Annotated in this window: 12 protein-coding genes; 4 read left to right on the forward strand and 8 right to left on the reverse strand. The window is 66.1% G+C overall.

Annotation, left to right across the window (positions count from 1 at the left end; all coding sequences use genetic code 11):
• Positions 1-131: 131 nt before the first annotated feature.
• Positions 132-3,500, reverse strand: coding sequence for a tetratricopeptide repeat protein (locus tag N6C22_RS19830; RefSeq protein WP_261652942.1), 3,369 nt, complete (start codon positions 3,498-3,500; stop codon positions 132-134).
• A gap of 493 nt (positions 3,501-3,993) precedes the next feature.
• Complete coding sequence (locus N6C22_RS21245) at positions 3,994-5,247, reverse strand: site-specific integrase (RefSeq protein ID WP_261652943.1); 1,254 nt, start codon at positions 5,245-5,247, stop codon at positions 3,994-3,996.
• A gap of 287 nt (positions 5,248-5,534) precedes the next feature.
• Here N6C22_RS21245 and N6C22_RS19840 point away from each other — a divergent pair, with 287 nt between their 5' ends.
• The 4 genes from N6C22_RS19840 (at position 5,535) to N6C22_RS19855 (ending at position 10,611) form a co-directional block, all read left to right on the forward strand.
• Entirely contained in the window at positions 5,535-5,939 is a 405-nt protein-coding gene (locus N6C22_RS19840) for a CBS domain-containing protein (protein WP_261652944.1), read from the forward strand.
• 108 nt (positions 5,940-6,047) lie between these two features.
• Positions 6,048-7,436, forward strand: a complete 1,389-nt coding sequence (locus N6C22_RS19845; RefSeq protein ID WP_261652945.1) for an MFS transporter — start codon at positions 6,048-6,050, stop codon at positions 7,434-7,436.
• A gap of 252 nt (positions 7,437-7,688) precedes the next feature.
• Positions 7,689-8,396 carry a universal stress protein gene (locus N6C22_RS19850; protein ID WP_261652946.1) on the forward strand — a complete coding sequence of 236 codons (708 nt, stop codon included), beginning with the start codon at positions 7,689-7,691 and terminating at the stop codon, positions 8,394-8,396.
• 31 nt (positions 8,397-8,427) lie between these two features.
• Positions 8,428-10,611 carry an amino acid permease gene (locus N6C22_RS19855; protein ID WP_261652947.1) on the forward strand — a complete coding sequence of 728 codons (2,184 nt, stop codon included), beginning with the start codon at positions 8,428-8,430 and terminating at the stop codon, positions 10,609-10,611.
• Between the two features lie 9 nt (positions 10,612-10,620).
• Here N6C22_RS19855 and N6C22_RS19860 read toward each other — a convergent pair whose 3' ends face one another.
• The 6 genes from N6C22_RS19860 to N6C22_RS19885 all read right to left on the reverse strand — a co-directional run bounded on the left by N6C22_RS19860 (position 10,621) and on the right by N6C22_RS19885 (position 16,700).
• Positions 10,621-11,694, reverse strand: a complete 1,074-nt coding sequence (locus tag N6C22_RS19860) for a succinylglutamate desuccinylase/aspartoacylase family protein (protein WP_261652948.1) — start codon at positions 11,692-11,694, stop codon at positions 10,621-10,623.
• A gap of 285 nt (positions 11,695-11,979) precedes the next feature.
• Positions 11,980-13,806 carry a PAS domain S-box protein gene (locus tag N6C22_RS19865; RefSeq protein WP_261652949.1) on the reverse strand — a complete coding sequence of 609 codons (1,827 nt, stop codon included), beginning with the start codon at positions 13,804-13,806 and terminating at the stop codon, positions 11,980-11,982.
• Between the two features lie 96 nt (positions 13,807-13,902).
• Positions 13,903-14,151, reverse strand: a complete 249-nt coding sequence (locus N6C22_RS19870) for a hypothetical protein (protein ID WP_261652950.1) — start codon at positions 14,149-14,151, stop codon at positions 13,903-13,905.
• Entirely contained in the window at positions 14,144-14,614 is a 471-nt protein-coding gene (locus tag N6C22_RS19875) for a universal stress protein (RefSeq protein WP_261652951.1), read from the reverse strand. Before N6C22_RS19875 ends, N6C22_RS19870 begins: the two co-directional genes overlap by 8 nt.
• Positions 14,615-14,616: 2 nt before the next feature.
• Positions 14,617-16,278: a VC_2705 family sodium/solute symporter gene (locus N6C22_RS19880; protein WP_261652952.1), complete on the reverse strand. Its 1,662-nt coding sequence runs from the start codon at positions 16,276-16,278 to the stop codon at positions 14,617-14,619.
• On the reverse strand, positions 16,278-16,700 hold the full coding sequence (locus N6C22_RS19885) for a DUF4212 domain-containing protein (RefSeq protein ID WP_261652954.1): 423 nt from the start codon (positions 16,698-16,700) through the stop codon (positions 16,278-16,280). Before N6C22_RS19885 ends, N6C22_RS19880 begins: the two co-directional genes overlap by 1 nt.
• Between the last annotated feature and the right edge of the window lie 13 nt (positions 16,701-16,713).

A 16,713-nucleotide genomic window follows, 5' to 3' on the forward strand; every position in this document is an offset into this window, starting at 1 on the left:
GACGGTGGTAGAAATAATAAGGATTCGTATTTTTTCGGGGGTATCGGGCTGTGAGATAGTAACACCGTCTCGGTCGTCGGCTCCTCACAGGGAGAACGACGGACTGCCCGTGATGGCCGAAAATCGCCGCATTACTCCTCATCGAGGGCTGCCAGCCGGTCCCGGTACGTCTCTGCTCGGTCGGCATCCTCGGCCGCCTCGGCGACCTCGACCAGTTCTTCGAGGGTGTCCCGGAGATACGGCGTCGCTCCGACGGTCTCGTATCGGTCGGTAGCGGCTTCGAACGCCTCGAACGCATCCGAGAACGCCCCGGTCGCCGCACACACCGCCGCGTAGTCCCGGTACGTCTCGGCCAGCCCGGGAGCGCGGTCGAGAGATTCGAGCATGTCGACGGCGGTCGAGAGGTCCTCGATGGCGTCGTCCTCGTTTCCGCGGTCGTGGGCGATGCCGCCCCGGCAGGCCAGCGCGAGTGCCTCGTCGCGCTCGTCACCGAGTTCCTCGACCATCTCCAGGCAGGCAGTGACGTGCTCGGTTGCGTCGTCGAGTCGACCCGCCGCTCTCGCCGTCGCGGCCAGCCCACGGAGACAGAGCATCTCCGAGTACCGGTTGTCCTGGTCGCGGGTCATGGTGCGGGCCCGTTCGAGCGATTCCCGGCTTTTCTCGTAGTCGCCGGTGCGCCGGTAGGTGTTCCCGAGCGCCCGGTGCGCGTGGGATTCGCGCTCGCGGGCACCGACGGTCTTGCTCTCCTCGATGGCCTGCCTGAAGCGAGCCAGGGCCGTGTCGAGGGCCCCCACGTCGCGAGCGGTCACACCGAGATTGATGAGACTGTCGATGGCCTGCACCCGTGCCCCGATGGCGTGGCGGAGTTCGTGACTCTCCTCGAAGCGCTCGACCGCCCCAGCGAGGTCGCCGCGTTCGCGCTGGATCATCCCGAGATTGTTCCGGACGTCCGCCTCGCCCCGCAGATCGGTGAGTTCGTCGTGAATCTCCAGGGCGGCCTCGAAGCGAGCCTTCGCCTCGTCGACCTCACCACGGAGCCAGGCGACGACGCCGACCCCGTTGAGGGCCCGCGCTTCGCCCTGTCTGTCGCCGGCTTCTCTGAAGCCCTCGAGGCTGGAGAGTCCGTACTCCCAGGCGTCGTCGAAGTCACCGCGCCGGTCCGCGACGTAGCTGCGTATCTTGTTCGCCCGGGCCCTGAGCAACGCCGCCATGTCCGCGTCCGAGACGGTCGAAGCGACCTCGTCGAGGAACTCGCACTCGGCCATCGCCGCGTCGTAGTCGCCCGCGTCGCTGTACATCCGAGCCCGCGCGACCAGACAGCTATGGACTGTCTGCATCTGGCAGGCGTCGGGGAACTGGAGGTCCGCGTGGCGACCGTGGCCGTAGAGTGGGGCGAGTCCGGGCGTTTCGCGGCCGAGTGCGAACACCCGTTCGGCGACGGTTTCGGCCCACGTCTCGGGGGCGGCTTCGAGTTGCTCGAGCACGGGGGCGTCCCCCTGCCGAAGTGACCGGATGCGCTCGCGGCGCGCCGGGTCATCGGCCAGTGCGAGAAGCGCGTTGACTGCCCGGGCGAACCGGCGGTGGGCGACCGCCTGGTCCAGGGACGAGACGACCTCGTCGAGGAACGCGGTCGACCAGGCGTCGTGGACCGTCCGAAAGTGGCTGTTCTCCTGGCCGAACAGTACCTGTCCGTCGAGTCGGTCGAGTGCGGCATCGACCGTGTCGAGCGCCGGCCCGTCGGGGTCGACGGCGAGTGCGTACACCAGATCGCGCGTGACTGGCAGCCCGGCCGCGTTACAAGTGTTGACGAACATCGCGACGACGAGTTCGTCCGGGTCGTCCGAGACAGCCGCGTAGGAGTGCCGGACGTCCTGCGAGAGCGACGTGACGGCTCCCCCGTCGTCGAACGGGTCGGCGAAGAGGCCGTACCGGTGCGACAGAATGAGCAGCTCACCCGCCTCGGCGTCATCGTCGTCGTCCCACATCGCCGTCGTGAACTCCTCTCGCGGCGGGAACGACCCCGGAAGCAGGTCGGCGGCGTGCGCGTGGAATCGGTCGCGTTCCCTGTCGTCCAGCGGCGGCACCGAGGCAGTCGATATCTCGTCCTGCCTGAACACCTCCAGTCGGGCGTCGAGGAGTTCGTCCGGGTCGGCCCACTCCGACCGACGCGCATCGAGCAGGAACGAGACGTCGGCCTCCCCGGCGAGTTCCTGTATCACGGTGAAGATGCCCATCGCGTCACTTCGAGGGGCGTCCTCGACCACCACGAGCGCATGGCCGTCGGTCGCCTGGAGCTCGGCCGCCAGCTCTGATGGGTCGTCTATCGCCGACGACCGCCCGCCCTCACGATAGAACACCGGGCCGTTGTCGGCCGCCCACCAGCGGCAAGCGGCCTGCTTACAGCACGTACTCTTGCCGCTCCCCGGCAGTCCGAGGAGGACGGTATCCGACCCGTCTTCGATGGAGCTCACGAGGTGGTCGACGAAGTCCCGCCGTTCGTCGTCGACGACGTGCTCACGTGACAGCGTCATTCCAGCCGCGACCTCTGGGAGGCCGGGCCCCGCGCGGAGCATCGTCTCCGGCGGAAGCGTCTCTCGTGTGTCGAAGTACTCGGGGGTCAGTGCGAGAAAACCACTCTCGCCGAGCGTCTTGGGCAGCGTCGGTGCCGGTCGGTCGCCGGTCTCGGGCCCGCCCGCCGTGAACGTGTCCGCCCCACCGTTCGGGGAGACACCGACCGTGGCTCCCGTTCCGAGGTACCGCCGGAAGAGGTCGTCAGTCCAGCGGCGAGCCGACTCGGTCTCGGTCTCGACGACCGCGTGAATCCCACCGTTGGGAGAGTACAGTACGAGCATGAGGCGGCGGTCGCTGTCGGTCACACAGTCGATGACACCAAGACACTCGGGGAGGGAGTCGTGCGGTTCGACGGTCACCGTGCCCGCGTCCACTCCTTCGGCCACCCCTTTCGTCTCCCGGAGTCGGGCCGTCAGTTCGGGCTCGGCCGCGATGGCGAACTCGCCGCCACGGTCGGCCACCGCGGCGACCTCGGTCAGTGACCGGTCGTCGTTGGCGACCGGCCAGAGCGCCCGGAACGATTCGGCCCGCCCGAGCAGGTCGTGTATCTTTCCGATGAGTTCGTACTGGCGGTACTCGTCGGACCTGTCGATGGTCGCATCCGCGAGGATACCCGGTTCGAGCGGTGTCTCGGGCGGGAGCGGTTCGAACACGCCCTGGTTCGACTGCACCGCCTCCAGCGCCGCCCGGTGATTCCGGTGGTCGTTCAACACCAGTGCCCCCGCCGTGGTGACGGCGTAGCCCTCCGTCGTCCGTCGGATCCACCCGGCCTCTGAAAGTTCGCGGACCCCCCGGTTGACTGTCGACCGGGAGACACCAAGGCTGTCGGTCAGGTCACGAACGTGCGCCGGTCCCTCCTCGATACGCTCCAGAAATCGATACCGGCGGTCGAGGAGTTCGAGTGCATCCCCCACGTCGTCATCCTGCATACCACACGCTAACTACCTGCACGTTCAAATATGTATACCAGAAAACATCCCGTGCGGTGTCACGCGATGACATCGAGTGTCAGGCGGTGAGTTAAATCTACATCGTGATGAATAGACCGTAGAGGCCGACAGTGTCTGCCCCGTTGGGGGGAATGGGGGACAGTCTGGTCGGCGGCGGTGTAACCGTCTTTGGAGCCGGCAGGCGTACCCTGTCTGGCGACAGGGGTCGGCCTCGACATCGACCGAGTCCGGGGGCGCGTGCATTGGAAAGGTATGCACCCACGGACCCTTCTCAGAGACGCTCCAGTATTCCACAGGCTCGAGTGTTCCGCAGCAGTGTATCCCGAGCGTCGCCCACGGTACCAGCGAAACGACGCCATTGATGGGATAGGTACCGGGAAACCGGCCAGGTCTCACCAGCCCGGCGCCCTTCCGTATCGCGACATGTGGTTTACAACTCGTGCATGTTGCCTATCTGAACGCACACGAATCGTCACTCATCATCCTCGAACACTTCAGACAGCCGCTCTCGCATGTGTTCACGGCGAAGCGAGCGGACACGCGCATCCGAGAGGTAGTTCTGGAGCACGACCTCGGCGCTCGAGCTGCCTTGCTCGGCCGCGATATCGTCCAGTCCCTCGACCACGACCTCCAGCGACGAGGAGTAGGCGTCATACCAGAAGCGTCGCCCCATCTGTGGCACCGGATTCTCCCCATCGACGGCGTCGATACCGGCTTCGTCGGCGAGATCGGTGAACCAGTTCCAGACGGTCCAGCGGCTGACGTGGTCCCGGCCGGCAGTGGGTGACGGGAACAGGTAGCCACGCCAGTCTTCACGGTCAGCGAACCGCGCGAACCGACGTTTCACCGGGTCGAGACCGTACAGGAGCGACACCTGCCCAGGACCGTTCTTTCGCTCCTCGAAGCGGAGACGGGGCACGTCCTCGTCGAACACGAAGTTCGACCGGTGGAGCCTGGCGACCTCGCCCGACCGCAACCCCCACGCACAGAGCGCGAGCACGAGCAGTTCGTCCCGCTCACTGCTGGCGGTTTCGTACAGTCTCCGCACCTGTCCGTCGTCGAGATGGGGCGGGTCGGCGTCGGGCTCGCGCCAGTCGTACTCCTCGTCGAGCCCGGCTGCAGGGTTCGTGCGTGCTCGTTTCCGGCGCACGAGGTGGGCGTACCAGTTCTCGACGACCCCGTGGATACGCCGTTTCGTCCGCCCCGAGTCCAGTTCCTCGTGCAGACGGTCGAAGGCTGCCCAGCACTCGTCGATAGCCTCGTGAACCGGCATCTCGGCGTCTCTGGCGACCGGAGACAGGAGGGCCGCGTGGCCGTTGGCGTCCCGGTACGCCCGGACGTACCGGTCGAGCCGGTAGCGGAGCGTGTCGAGCGAGGACTCCGCGAGCCCCTTTCGGGTCCGTCGCGAGTCCAGAAACCCGGCCAGGGCGTCGACAGTCCGGTCGTCGTCGGTCGACCAGTCGTATCCCGCGTCGGGCGATTCGCAGCCGAGGTCGGCTGCCCAGAAGTCCCCGAAAGTCCGGTCGTGGTACGTCCGAAGGGCATAGAGGAGCGTCCCGAATCCGTGCTCGCGGAGCCAATCGTGCGTCGGTTTCTCGGTCTCGGGGTCGAGGCCGTCGGCCCGGAGTTCGGGCGCGACGACGTCCCAGTAGCGTTGGACGGTCTCGTCGATTTCGAGCGTAGTCCAGGAGACCGACTCCACGTCTCCCGCCGTCGACTCGGTCACAGGAGACCACCAGAGTGCCTGTCTCGACGGGTCGCGGCCCCTGCATCGAGGTTTCGACTCATCTGTCGGGCGTTCGTCGGCGGTCCGTGTAAATTCACGGGAGCGGGCGCGATTCGGAAGGAGAGTATGCAGACGAGTGTGCAAGCGTTTCACCGGCGAATCCGGACGTGGAGAGCCGATAAATCATACTCCGCTATACAGAGATTTCTGTATCCCCGCAGCAGCACAGTGCCGGAGGTTCGCACCGCGAGACAATCCTTATACGTCGGCGACCTGTACTGCTTCAGATGAGCGACGTATTTGTGGGTAGTTTGATGTCTTCACCCGTACACACTGTCGATGCCGAGACCTCCATCCGGGAGGCCGGACAGCTCCTGCTCGACAACGGAATCGGCTCGGCCATCGTCGTCGACGACGACGGCAAACTGGAGGGAATCCTCACGTCGACCGACTTCGTCCGTGTCGTCGCACACGGCGACGAGGAGTCGGCCCAGACCGTCGGCAGTTCGATGACCACGGACGTCATCACGACCACGGTGAACGAGTCCATCCGAACCGCGGCAGACGTGATGCTCGAACACGGCTTCCACCACCTGCCCGTGGTAGACGACGAGAACGCGGTCATCGGCGTGGTCACGACCACCGACCTGACCGCGTACCTGTCGACGACCGAGGGGCCTGACTCGCTGTAACCGCCCCAGGAATCCCATCGAAGGTGCCACAGGAGACCGTCCCGAGACTCCCGGTGACTCTTCACCGGACCAGTAGCCTTAATCGACCGGTGCTGTACTATCGACCCAATGACAGACCGCTGGCTCTACTCGTGGGCGCTCGGCTCGGTCGCCTTCGGGGGCGCGTCTCTCCTGATACCGCTTTACATCGTCCAGCTGGGTGCATCACCAGTCGAACTGGGCGTGCTCGCGGCGACCGCCGCCGTCATCGGTGCACCAGGAGCGATCCTGTTCGGGAAGCTGGCGAACCGCGTCGGGCATCGCAGGCCGCTGGTGCTGTCGACGCTTTCCATCGTTGCACTCGCACTCGCGGTGGTTCCCCTCGTGACGAGTATCGCGGCAGTCATCGTCGCCAACGCGGCGCTCTGGCTGTTCGTCGCGTCCATCGCGCCGGTCGTGACCATGCTCGTGGTGGACGACTCGCCAGAATCGGCGTGGAGTGAACGCATCGGCCAGCTGAACAAGTACCAGGGCTACGGCTGGGCCGGTGGGCTCGTTCTCGGGACGGTCTGGCCCTTCGTCGGCGCGCAACTGGTCGGTGCAACCGCAGTCACGCGCGTCCTGTTCTGGCTCCTCGCCGCGTGTGCCGCCGCGAGTGTCCTCGGGGCGGCACGGTCGCTGCCCCGGCCGACCGAGGAAGACCACGTCACGAGCGACCGTGAGGTCCGGAAGGTCGCACGACTCTTGTCGAGTTCGCGCCGCGGCATCAAGGGTGCGACCTTCGCGTTCTCGCCGAACCGGCTGTACTGGACGATGCAGTCGTTCCATCCGCAGCGACTCCGCGGTCGGCTGAACCCGGCGCTGGTGACCTACCTCGCGGCTGCCGTCTTCTTCTTCACCGGCTCGGCCGCGTTCTGGGCGCCGCTCCCGCTCTTCTTCACGGAGTTGAACTTCGACTCCGGACAGGTGTTCGCACTGTATCTCGCGTCGAGTCTCGGATCGGCCGTCCTCTACGAGCGCGCTGGACAGTTCGCTGGGAAACTCGACATCCGACTGCTCCAGTCTGGGGCACTCGCGGCCCGCGGACTGCTCTTTCCGGCCGTCGCCCTCATCACCGGCATCGGCGGCGTCACGTACGGTCTCGGTGTTTCGGGGGTCGGCCTCGCCGCCATCGGTGCGACGTGGGCCTTCATCGCCGTCGTCGGGACGGCCATCGTCACCCGGCTCGCACCGCCGGCGATACGCGGCGAGATTCTGGGTGTGCACACCGCCCTCGGGGCAGTCTCAGGCGGTATCGGGGGTGTTCTCGGTGGCTGGGCGGCGACCGTGGGCTACCTGTTCGCCTTCGGCGTCGCGGGTGGGTTGGTGCTGCTGGGAGCCGGGCTGGTTGTGTCGCTGCGGGCGCTCTCGGGCGGAGAGGACGCAACGAGAACGCCCGACAACGCTGCCGGCGACCGCCCGGATGCCGTCGCCGTTCCGGCGAGTGAGAGAGAACACAGGTCGGTCGATGCGGAGTGAGGGACCCAGGGCCCCAGACCTGTCAATTTCCCAGACATTTGAAACTCGCTGACGGCTGCTACCCGGTCGTGACCGATTCGTGCCCTGTCTGCAACACGGACGTGGCGTGCTGTGATACGGACCGTCTCTCGTCCGGTCAGCGGGAATCCGACGGCTTGACCCAGCACTCCTCGAACCCGAGGGCGCTCCGAGAACCGTCGTCACCCGTCCCCGCGAAGGATTTAACTCCGGGCGAGGTGATTGTTTCCCATCATGACTCACACTGGTGGTCTGACTATCCTCGTCCCGTTCGACGTCTCGGGAGAAGGTCTCCCCGCTCTGGATGTCCTCGACCACCTCGGTACCGTCGAGGTCGTACTCCTCGGGTACTTTCCGGTTCCGGACCAGGCAGAGCCGGCACTGCTCAGGGACCAGCACGGCACTGCGGCTGCGGACCGGTTAGCCGCAGTAGCCGGGGAGTATGACACGCTCGACGAAGTGCTCGTTTTCACGCACGGCCGCGATGCCACCATCGACCGAATCGCCGACGAGTACGACTGCAACGCGGTATTGACACCCGGGCGTTCGGAGACCGTCGACCGCGTCCTCGTCCCCCTTCGCGGGGACGTGAACCTCGACCGGATTCTCAGGGTCGTCGCCGACCTGTTGCTGGCGGGGGACGAGACTGCCACGTTGTTCCACTCCGTCTCGGAGGACGCCGACCCGAGCCAGGGGGAACTCCTTCTGCTGGGTGCCGTCGACCGCCTGGTCGAGTACGGGGTCGACCGCGACCGCGTTGACTGGCGGCTTGCAGAGGACGGTGACCCGCAGACGGAGATCGTCGACCTGAGTCGGGAGTACGACCTCGTCGTCCTCGGCGAGACCGAGCCATCGCTCCGGGAGCGGATCATCGGAGACGTGCTCTCGGGAATCGTCGACGCCATCGAAGCCCCAGCACTCATCGTGAGGGACGTCGAGTGACTCTCCGGACCGGGCACACGGGGGCGGACAGATGAGCGCCGACGGGGGTGAACTCGAGCGGACGCTCGGCTTCGTCGAGGCGATGACGCTCGGCGGCGGGACGATGATCGGTGCGGGGATATTCATCCTCCCCGGTATCGCTGCCGAGACCGCCGGTCCCGCGAGCTCGATATCCTACGCCATCGCCGGATTCGTCGCGTTGCTCGCGGCCCTCTCACTCTCGGAGCTAGCGACCGGGATGCCCATCGCAGGTGGGAGCTACCACTACGTCAACCGTGCACTCGGCGGGCTCTTCGGGGCTGTCGTCGGCTGGGGGATGTGGACCGGGCTGATGTTCGCGAGCGCGTTCTACATGATCGGGTTCGGACAATACCTCGTCGAGCCGATTCCGTTTCTCGACGGACGGGGCTTCATCGTCGGGCTGGGGCTCGTCGGGTTGGTCTTGCTTCTCGGGGTCAACTACTACGGGACCGAGGAGTCGAGCGCGTTCCAGAACGTCACCATCGGGACCGAGACCGCCATCATCCTCGTCTTCGTCGCCGTCGGCGTCTTCTTCATCGATACGGGGAACCTCGAGCCGTTCGCCCCCTTCGGGCCCGGTGGTGTCGTCGCCACGACCGGCATCGTGTTCATCTCGTTCCTCGGGTTCGAGATAATCGCCACTGTCGCGGGCGAGATCAAGAACCCGAGTCGGATCATCCCCCTGTCGATGATCCTCTCGGTAGTGCTGGTGACGATTCTCTACGTCCTCGTCATGCTCGTCAGCACTGGGGTGATACCCTTCGAGTCGCTCGGCGACTCCCCCATCCCTGTCTCGGACGTGGCCGTCGTCTACCTGGGTCCGGCGGGGGTGATCGCGATCGTCTTTGCCGCCATCATCGCAGCGATATCGAGTTCTAACTCCTCCATCCTCGCTGCCTCGCGAGTCATCTACGCCATGGGCCGGGACGGTGTCGTGACCGACTGGTTCAACGTGAGCCACCCCCGGTACTACACGCCCCACCGGGCCATCGCGGCCACTGGTGGCGTGACGGCGTTGCTCATCCTCGTCGGCCTCGAAGTGGAGACGATCATCGCGCTGCTCGCAGAGGCGGCGAGCTTCAGTTTCCTCGTCGCCTACTCGCTCGTCCACGTCTCGCTCGTCGTCTTCCGGAAAGCCGACCCGGACGGCTACGACCCCTCGTTCAAGCTGCCTCGACCGCTCTACCCGGTCGTCCCTGTGCTCGGCGTGATACTGTCGCTCCTCGTCGTCTCGCAGATGGCGACTGTCGTCGTCATCATCGGATCGGGAATCGTTGTCTTCGGAGCCATCTGGTACGTCACCTACACCCGGGGGCGCGTCGTGAGCGAGGGGCTTTTGCGCGAGGTGCTCCGCGGGGAGCCGGCCGAGCCGTTCCGCGTGGTCGTCCCGGTGGCGAATCCGGCGACACAGCACGGGCTGCTCCGCCTCGCGGCGGCGAGCGCACGCGCCAACGCGGACCGGGGGACGCCCGAACTCGTCGCGGTCAACGTCACGCCGGTCGCACAGCCCTCGCCGCTCCAGAACGTCGAGGCGGACCGTGCGGAACACCAACGTGAACTCCTCGAGAACGCCCAGGACATCGCGAGCGCGATGGACGTCACCCTCCGGACCAGGGCGATTGTTGCCCCCGATGTCGGCGAGGCGATTCTCGAGGTGCTCGAGGACGAGGAAGCCGACGAGGCACTCCTCGGCTGGGACGGGACGCTGGAGCACGACGGGCACGTCTTCGGCACGGCGGTCGACACGGTTGTCCGGAACGCCCGCTGTGACGTCTCGCTCGTCGACATCAAACACGAGACCATCGGGACACCGGTCGCGCTCGTCGCACCGGGACCGAACGCACCGGTCGTCGCGCATCAGGCGGTCGAGTTCGCAACCGTCGACGGGACCGTCCCGACCCTGCTGAACGTCCAGTCCCCCGGCGCTGGGGACGACTCGGATGCCGAAGCGCGGGGTCGAGCGGTCGTGGCCGACGCCGCCGAGGCGGCGGGGCTCGACCCCGGCGAGTACGACGTCCGGGTCGTCGTCGACGACGACATCGGACGGGCGGTCGTCGAGGCGGCCAGCGAGTACGACACCGTCTGTGTCGGGCTCTCGAACCGGCCCGAGCAATCGCGGATACCCTTCGGGACAGTCACGGAACGCGTCGTGAACGATGTCCAGGGCAACATCGCCCTGATACGCGGGTCGTGAGCGACTCGACTACTCCGCTTCTTCCTCGTCCGCCATCCAGCGCTGGCCGTACGAGCGATACCCGTCGAACTCGCCCTGGGTTATCTCGCGCTCGATCTCCTCGCGCGTCTCGCTGTCGAGTCTGACGAGGTGACACACGGGGTGGCCCGGGAGCGCGACGGGGTTCTCCAGCACGCCGACGATGAGGCCGGTGAACGGTGCCTCGATGACGTGCTCTTCCTCCTTGAAGTGGTCCGAGACGGTGCAGATGGTGTCGCCCTCGTGGACGAGCGGGTTCGGCCCCCACTTCATCTCGACGAGGCCGCCGGTGTCGGCCCGGAGCCAGCGCTTCTCCTCCTCGGGCCCCATGACCTTCCGCCACAGCGGCTCCTCGACGGTTCCCTCGGGATAGACCTCGTACTCGGCGAGGACGCTCTCGACGCCGGCCAGCGCCTTGTCGATGAGTGCGGGCTGGAAGCGGTGTGCCTTCCCCATCTCGACGGTGAGCGTGGGGATGCCGTTCCGGGACGCGACCGCCCGGAGCGAACTCTCGTCGCCCTCACCGGAGAGGATGACGTTCGTGCCGAACGCCTCCGCGAGGCGCTCGACCTCCGGACGCTCGATGTCGGCGCGGGCGTGATACATCGTGGTGCGGTTCCGGGTCGAGGTGTGGAAGTCCAGCCCGAGGTCGCACTGGCTCACGAATCGCTTGTAGACCTGGTGGGCGATGCGCTCTGCGGTCGTCGAGCGCTCCCGGCCGGGGAACGACCGGTTGAGGTCCTGGTCGTAGATGGGGAGATACCGCTGCTGGGCCTGGTAGCCGGGGACGTTCACGACGTGGAGGAGTACCAGTGTGCCGTGGATGTCGCTCGGGGAGTACCGGTCGGCGACCTCCTGGAGGACCTTCACCCCGTTGAGTTCGTCACCGTGGATAGCCGCGGTCATGAACACGCGCGGGCCGGGGTGTTTGCCGTTGATGATGGTGACGGGAATCTCGACGGAGTCACCGAGATAGGTTTCGCTCACCTCGTAGCGGAACTGCTTCTTCTCACCGGGGTCGACTTCGGAATCGTAGCGGAAGGGGCGGACCTGTTCGTTGGACATACCGGTATTTCAGCGGGGCGATAGGAAAACGTTCGTGTTGGGGCCATCCCTTTTGTGTGTCCTCTCGGTAGCGAGAGGCATGCCCACGAGCGAGTTCGACTCCGGCGGACACGCTGGTGCCCGCGACCCCAGACGGGGGCGGCGAACCCGAGCGCTTCCAGTATTCGCTCGTGGCCCTTCGAGCCGTCGAGACATCTCGTCGGTCGGTGGCTGTACCCGGGGTGGAAAGGTACTGATTCCGATAACTAAACACAGGCGTTGAATGGGCTGTCGGCTACGGGCCGGTCACACGTCGTCGGTTTCGAATCCATCGACGCCCGCGAACTCGAAGCGCGCCCCACCCATCTCGCTCTCGCTCACGGTGACGTCCCAGCCGTGGGCACCCGCGATGCTCTTCACGATGGCGAGGCCGAATCCCGTCCCATCCGGGTCACCCGTGTACCCGTAGTCGAAGACCTTCGCTCGGTCCGCCGGTGGAATCCCGGGACCGTCGTCCTCGACGAAGAAGTACTCGGGCGTCTCGCCGACGTGAACGGTCACCGTCTGCCCGCCGTGATCGACCGCGTTGCGGAACAGGTTCTCGAACAGGGTCTGGACGCGTTCGGCGTCGCCCTCTATCGAATCCGTGTCTGGGTCGACGTCGAGGGTGGCGTCGGGCGCGTCGACGGTGTCCCAGGCGAGCTGTGCACACTCGACCAGTGAGACCTGTTCGAAGTCACTGACGGTCTCGCCCTTGCGCGCGAGTTCCAGCAGCGATTGGATGAGGGCATCGATGCGGTCGAGTGCCCGGTCGGCGCGGGCGATGTGGTCGGTTGCCTGGTCCGCGTCCTCGGCCGCGAGGTCGAGACTGACCTTCGCGGTCGACAGTGGATTCCGGAGGTCGTGACTGAGGATGCCCGCGAACTCGTCGAGTTGCCTGACCCGCTGTTGGAGCTGGCGCTCACGTTCGAGCTGGTCGGTCATATCGCGGAGGACGCAGACGAAGCCACGATGGGCACCGTTCTCGTCGTTCACCGCGGTGAGGGTGAAATCAGCCCAGTACCGGAAGCCGCCCCGCCGCACCCGCCACCCCTTCTCGTGAACCGGTCCCTCGTCACGGGCGTGCTCCAACTGTCGTTCCGGAACCCCATTGGTGACGTCCTCAGTCGTGTATAATATCGAGAATTTCTCGCCGATGATCTCCCCGTGGTGGTAGCCGTTGATTCGTTCGGACCCGGAGTTCCAGGTGGTCACCAGCCCCTCGGGGTCCATCGAGAAGATGGCGTACTCCGTGATAGCTTCTATCAGCAGTTCGAAGCGTTCTTTCTCTTCGTCCAGCAGTCGCTCGGCCTCGTACTCCTCGGAGATGTCGAAGGCAACACATATCATCGTCCCGTTCTCGGCGTACGAGAGTGCCACGCTCACGTGAACCGGACTCCCGTCCTTGCGCCGCTGGACGAGTTCGTCGCTCCACCGGCCCTTGTGTGGGACTGCCGGCATAATAGTGTTCTCGATGTACTCGCGGTCCTCCGGGTCGAAGAGCAGCTTCCATCGCTCTTTGAGCAATTCCTCGGTCGTGTACCCGTACATCTCGGCGAAGGCCTGGTTCGCGTAGATGAACTGCCCGTCCTCGTCGAACATGGCGATGCCCTCGCGCGCCGACTCCATCGCCCGGAGCCGCCGGCCGACGATCTTCTCGGTCCGGTAGGTGTTCACGTAGTGCTCCATGCGACTCGTCAGGAACTCGTACGCTCCCGGGCCACTCTTTCTCAGGTAGTCGGTGACGCCGGCCGAGATGGCTTCCGAAGCGACCTCCTCGGTCCCACTCCCGGTGAACAGGATGAACGGGATGAAGGGGTCCCGTTCTCGCACCGTGCGCAAGAACTCGATGCCGTCCATCCCCGGCAAGTCGTAATCACTCACGATGCAGTCCACCCCGCCCTCGTCGAAGATCGCCAGTGCGTCGGTTGCACGCTCGACGGATTCGACGCGTGCCCGGTCGCAGGTCCGTTCGAGCCAGATTTTCGTCGTGTCCTGCGCCTCGGGGTCGTTGTCGACGTGCAAGACGTGAATCTGTTCGGTGTCCGACTGAGAGACGGCGTCCGTCGTCCGGTTGTTGCCGTCGGTGCGCATGTACCCGAAGAGAGGCAGTGAGCGCGGCTAAGCCTTCTCTGTGATTTGTTGTTACGTCAGGGGTGACAGTGAGAGAAACAGGAGACGGAAATCGGCTTATTGTCGCGCCTTCGCGACCGACAGCGACGCGAAGAAGCCGTAGTAGGCGACGACGCCCGAGGCGAGCGTCAACTGGTACGCCCACGACGGGCCCTGCACGACCTCGAACAGCAGGGTGACGAGGGTCACCCAGGCGAGCGCGAACGCGAGGTCGACCGCCATCCCGGCGTTGTGCTCGCGGACGTGGTTCCGGACCGCGGTACCGAGGTCGCCGAGTGAGCGCCCCGACTCGGCGTGCTCACTCATCGTCCTCGCCTTCGCGTTCGTCCACGACGAGGACCGGGCGGTGCGTCGAGCGAAGCACGCGCTCGGTGACGCTGCCGAGCAGGGCGCGCTTGACGCCGGAGCGCCCGTGGCTGCCCATCACGATGAGGTCCACGTCGAAGTCCTCGGCGAAGTCCGCGATGACCGAGTGCGGCCGGCCGCCACGGAAGTGTTCTTCCGCCGTGAGCCCGCGCTCTCGGGCCTTCTCGGCGACCCGGCTGGTGGCGCTCCGTGCCCGGTCTTCGAGGTCTTCCATCTCGCCGAACTTGCCGGCGCGGATTCGCTCGACCTGTTCGGTGCCGAGGCTGATGTCCATCGCGATGGTGTCGACCACGTAGAGGGCGAGCACCTCCGCGTCGTACAGCTCGGCCAGTTCCAGTGCCTTGTCGACGGCGACCTCCGCCGTCGCGCTACCGTCCGTCGGGATGAGGATTCGTTCCGTCATGTTCAGTCGTCTGCAGGGGTGTTCGCGCCGTCACTCACGACCTGTTCCGCCGACTCCATGCGCTGCATGGGTTCGGGGCTGTGACACTGGCGGACGAGCTTCTTGATGTCTTCCGGGGGCTCCTCAGTCGCCCAGGAGACGCCGACGATGACCGCGAAGACCACCGGAACCGCGACGAGCGCGGAGGAGGTCGCCGGGATGACGTTGGCCAGCGTCTGCGAGAGCACCTCACCGTCGATGAAGCCGACGTAGCCCGGCAGGACCTCGTTCACGATGCCGAGCAGGGAGAAGCCGAGCCCGGTGAGCATGCCGGCGATGGCTCCCTTCCGGTTGGTGTTCTCCCACCAGAGGCCGAGGAAGAACACGGGGAACAGCACCGAGCCCGCGATGGCGAACGCCATGGAGACGAGTTCGCCGATGAGCGCCGGCGGGTTGAGCGCGACGACGGTGACCAGCACGCCCAGCGTGACGATGGTCGCACGGCCGACGAGGAGCTGCTGGCGCTGGGTCGCGTCCTCGTTGATGATGTTCGTGTAGATGTCGTGTGCGGCGGCCGAAGAGGCGGCGATGAACAGGCCCGCGGTCGTCGCGAGCGCGGCGGCGACCGCCCCGGCGGCGACGAGGCCGACGAGCCACTGCGGCAGTTCCGCCAGCTGGGCCGTCAGCACGACCAGCACGTCGGACTGCGTGCCCGTGAACAGCGCCCCGTCCGGGCTGACGCCAGACTCCTGGGCGAGGATGCCGCCGAAGGCCGCGTAGGCGGCGGTGCCCCAGTACAGCAGGCAGATGAAGAACAGGCCCCAGACGCAGGACCAGCGGGCGGTCCGCTCGTTCTCCACCGTGTAGAACCGCACGAGGACGTGTGGTAAGCCACAGGTCCCGACGATGAGGGTGAACGCGGTCGCCACCCAGACGAAGTAGGAGGCGTTGGCGAACGGTGCCGAGAACTCGGCGGAGAGCTGCTGGGCGACGTAGGTCGCCTCGTTACCGAACTCGATGTAGGGCAGGACGGTCGAGTAGCCCTGCGACCAGCCGACCGCGTAGAGGCCGACGAGGAACGCCGCGATGAGGATGACGTACTGCACGGCCATGTTCTTCGTCGCACCGAGCATGCCCGAGAGTGCGACGTACACGATGGTGATGCCCATGAGGAGGACGACGCCGGTCGTGTAGTCGGTCCCGAACAGGTAGATGGACATCAGGCCCATCCCGCGACCCTGACCGACGGCGTAGACGAACCCGATGAGGATCGTCGTGAACGCGGCGATGGCGCGGGCCCCGTCGGAGTAGAACCGGTCACCGATGAAGTCCGGTGCCGTGTACTTCCCGAAGCGGCGGAACTGGGCGGCCATGAAGATGAGCAGGATGAAGAACCCTGCCGTCCAGCCGACCAGGTACGCGAGGCCGTAGTAGCCTGCCAATCCGACGAGGCCGGCCACCCCGAGGTAGGAGGCGGCGGACATCCAGTTCGCGCCGATGGCCATGCCGTTCTCGATGTTCCCGATGGAGCGTCCGGCGACCCAGAGGCCGTCGGTGTCGGCCACGCGGAACACGTACCCGATGCTCAGGAACAGCATGAGCATCCCGGCGGTGATGGCCGCGGGGATGGCCTTGAATCCGGCGTCGAGGCCGGTCTCACCGATCTGCAGGACGATATCTGGCATCACAGTTCCTCACCTCCATCGGTGGCCGCGGCCTGTCCGGCCGAAGCGGTCTCCGAGTCGTCCTCGTGGTCGATGCCGAACTTGTCGTCCAGCGCGTCGCGCTGGCGGGCGTAGACGACCGACAGGAGCAGTGCCCCCGCCGGCGCGCCGATGGCGGTCAGGAAGAAGTGGAGCTGGAAGCCCAGCACGATGGTCTCGGTCATGAACCCGGGCGCGATGGCGGTCGCCGTGACCGGGCCGAAGATGAACAGGACCCAGGCGATGAACGTCCCCCAGACGACCTTCAGGTGGTCGCGCATGAACGGGGTCGCCGGCTTGAAGATGTTTATCTCCGCCTCGAGGTAGTCGATGTTCTGTTCGCGTGCGGCCGCGTCGTCGCCCTGACTGGACTCTGACGCGGGTTGTGTGGCTGTGTCTGACATAGGTCTTGGTGTT

Source organism: Haloarchaeobius sp. HME9146, from assembly GCF_025399835.1.
In the GTDB taxonomy this organism is placed as follows: domain Archaea; phylum Halobacteriota; class Halobacteria; order Halobacteriales; family Natrialbaceae; genus Haloarchaeobius.

Excerpts from the sequence above, each read along its gene's own strand:
- N6C22_RS19845 (WP_261652945.1), top strand. The coding sequence starts at position 6,048 with ATGACAGACCGCTGGCTCTACTCGTGGGCGCTCGGCTCGGTCGCCTTC.
- N6C22_RS19885 (WP_261652954.1), bottom strand. The coding sequence starts at position 16,700 with ATGTCAGACACAGCCACACAACCCGCGTCAGAGTCCAGTCAGGGCGAC.
- N6C22_RS19850 (WP_261652946.1), top strand. The coding sequence starts at position 7,689 with ATGACTCACACTGGTGGTCTGACTATCCTCGTCCCGTTCGACGTCTCG.
- N6C22_RS19880 (WP_261652952.1), bottom strand. The coding sequence starts at position 16,278 with ATGCCAGATATCGTCCTGCAGATCGGTGAGACCGGCCTCGACGCCGGA.
- N6C22_RS19875 (WP_261652951.1), bottom strand. The coding sequence starts at position 14,614 with ATGACGGAACGAATCCTCATCCCGACGGACGGTAGCGCGACGGCGGAG.
- N6C22_RS19840 (WP_261652944.1), top strand. The coding sequence starts at position 5,535 with ATGAGCGACGTATTTGTGGGTAGTTTGATGTCTTCACCCGTACACACT.
- N6C22_RS19865 (WP_261652949.1), bottom strand. The coding sequence starts at position 13,806 with ATGCGCACCGACGGCAACAACCGGACGACGGACGCCGTCTCTCAGTCG.
- N6C22_RS19855 (WP_261652947.1), top strand. The coding sequence starts at position 8,428 with ATGAGCGCCGACGGGGGTGAACTCGAGCGGACGCTCGGCTTCGTCGAG.
- N6C22_RS19860 (WP_261652948.1), bottom strand. The coding sequence starts at position 11,694 with ATGTCCAACGAACAGGTCCGCCCCTTCCGCTACGATTCCGAAGTCGAC.
- N6C22_RS19870 (WP_261652950.1), bottom strand. The coding sequence starts at position 14,151 with ATGAGTGAGCACGCCGAGTCGGGGCGCTCACTCGGCGACCTCGGTACC.
- N6C22_RS19830 (WP_261652942.1), bottom strand. The coding sequence starts at position 3,500 with ATGCAGGATGACGACGTGGGGGATGCACTCGAACTCCTCGACCGCCGG.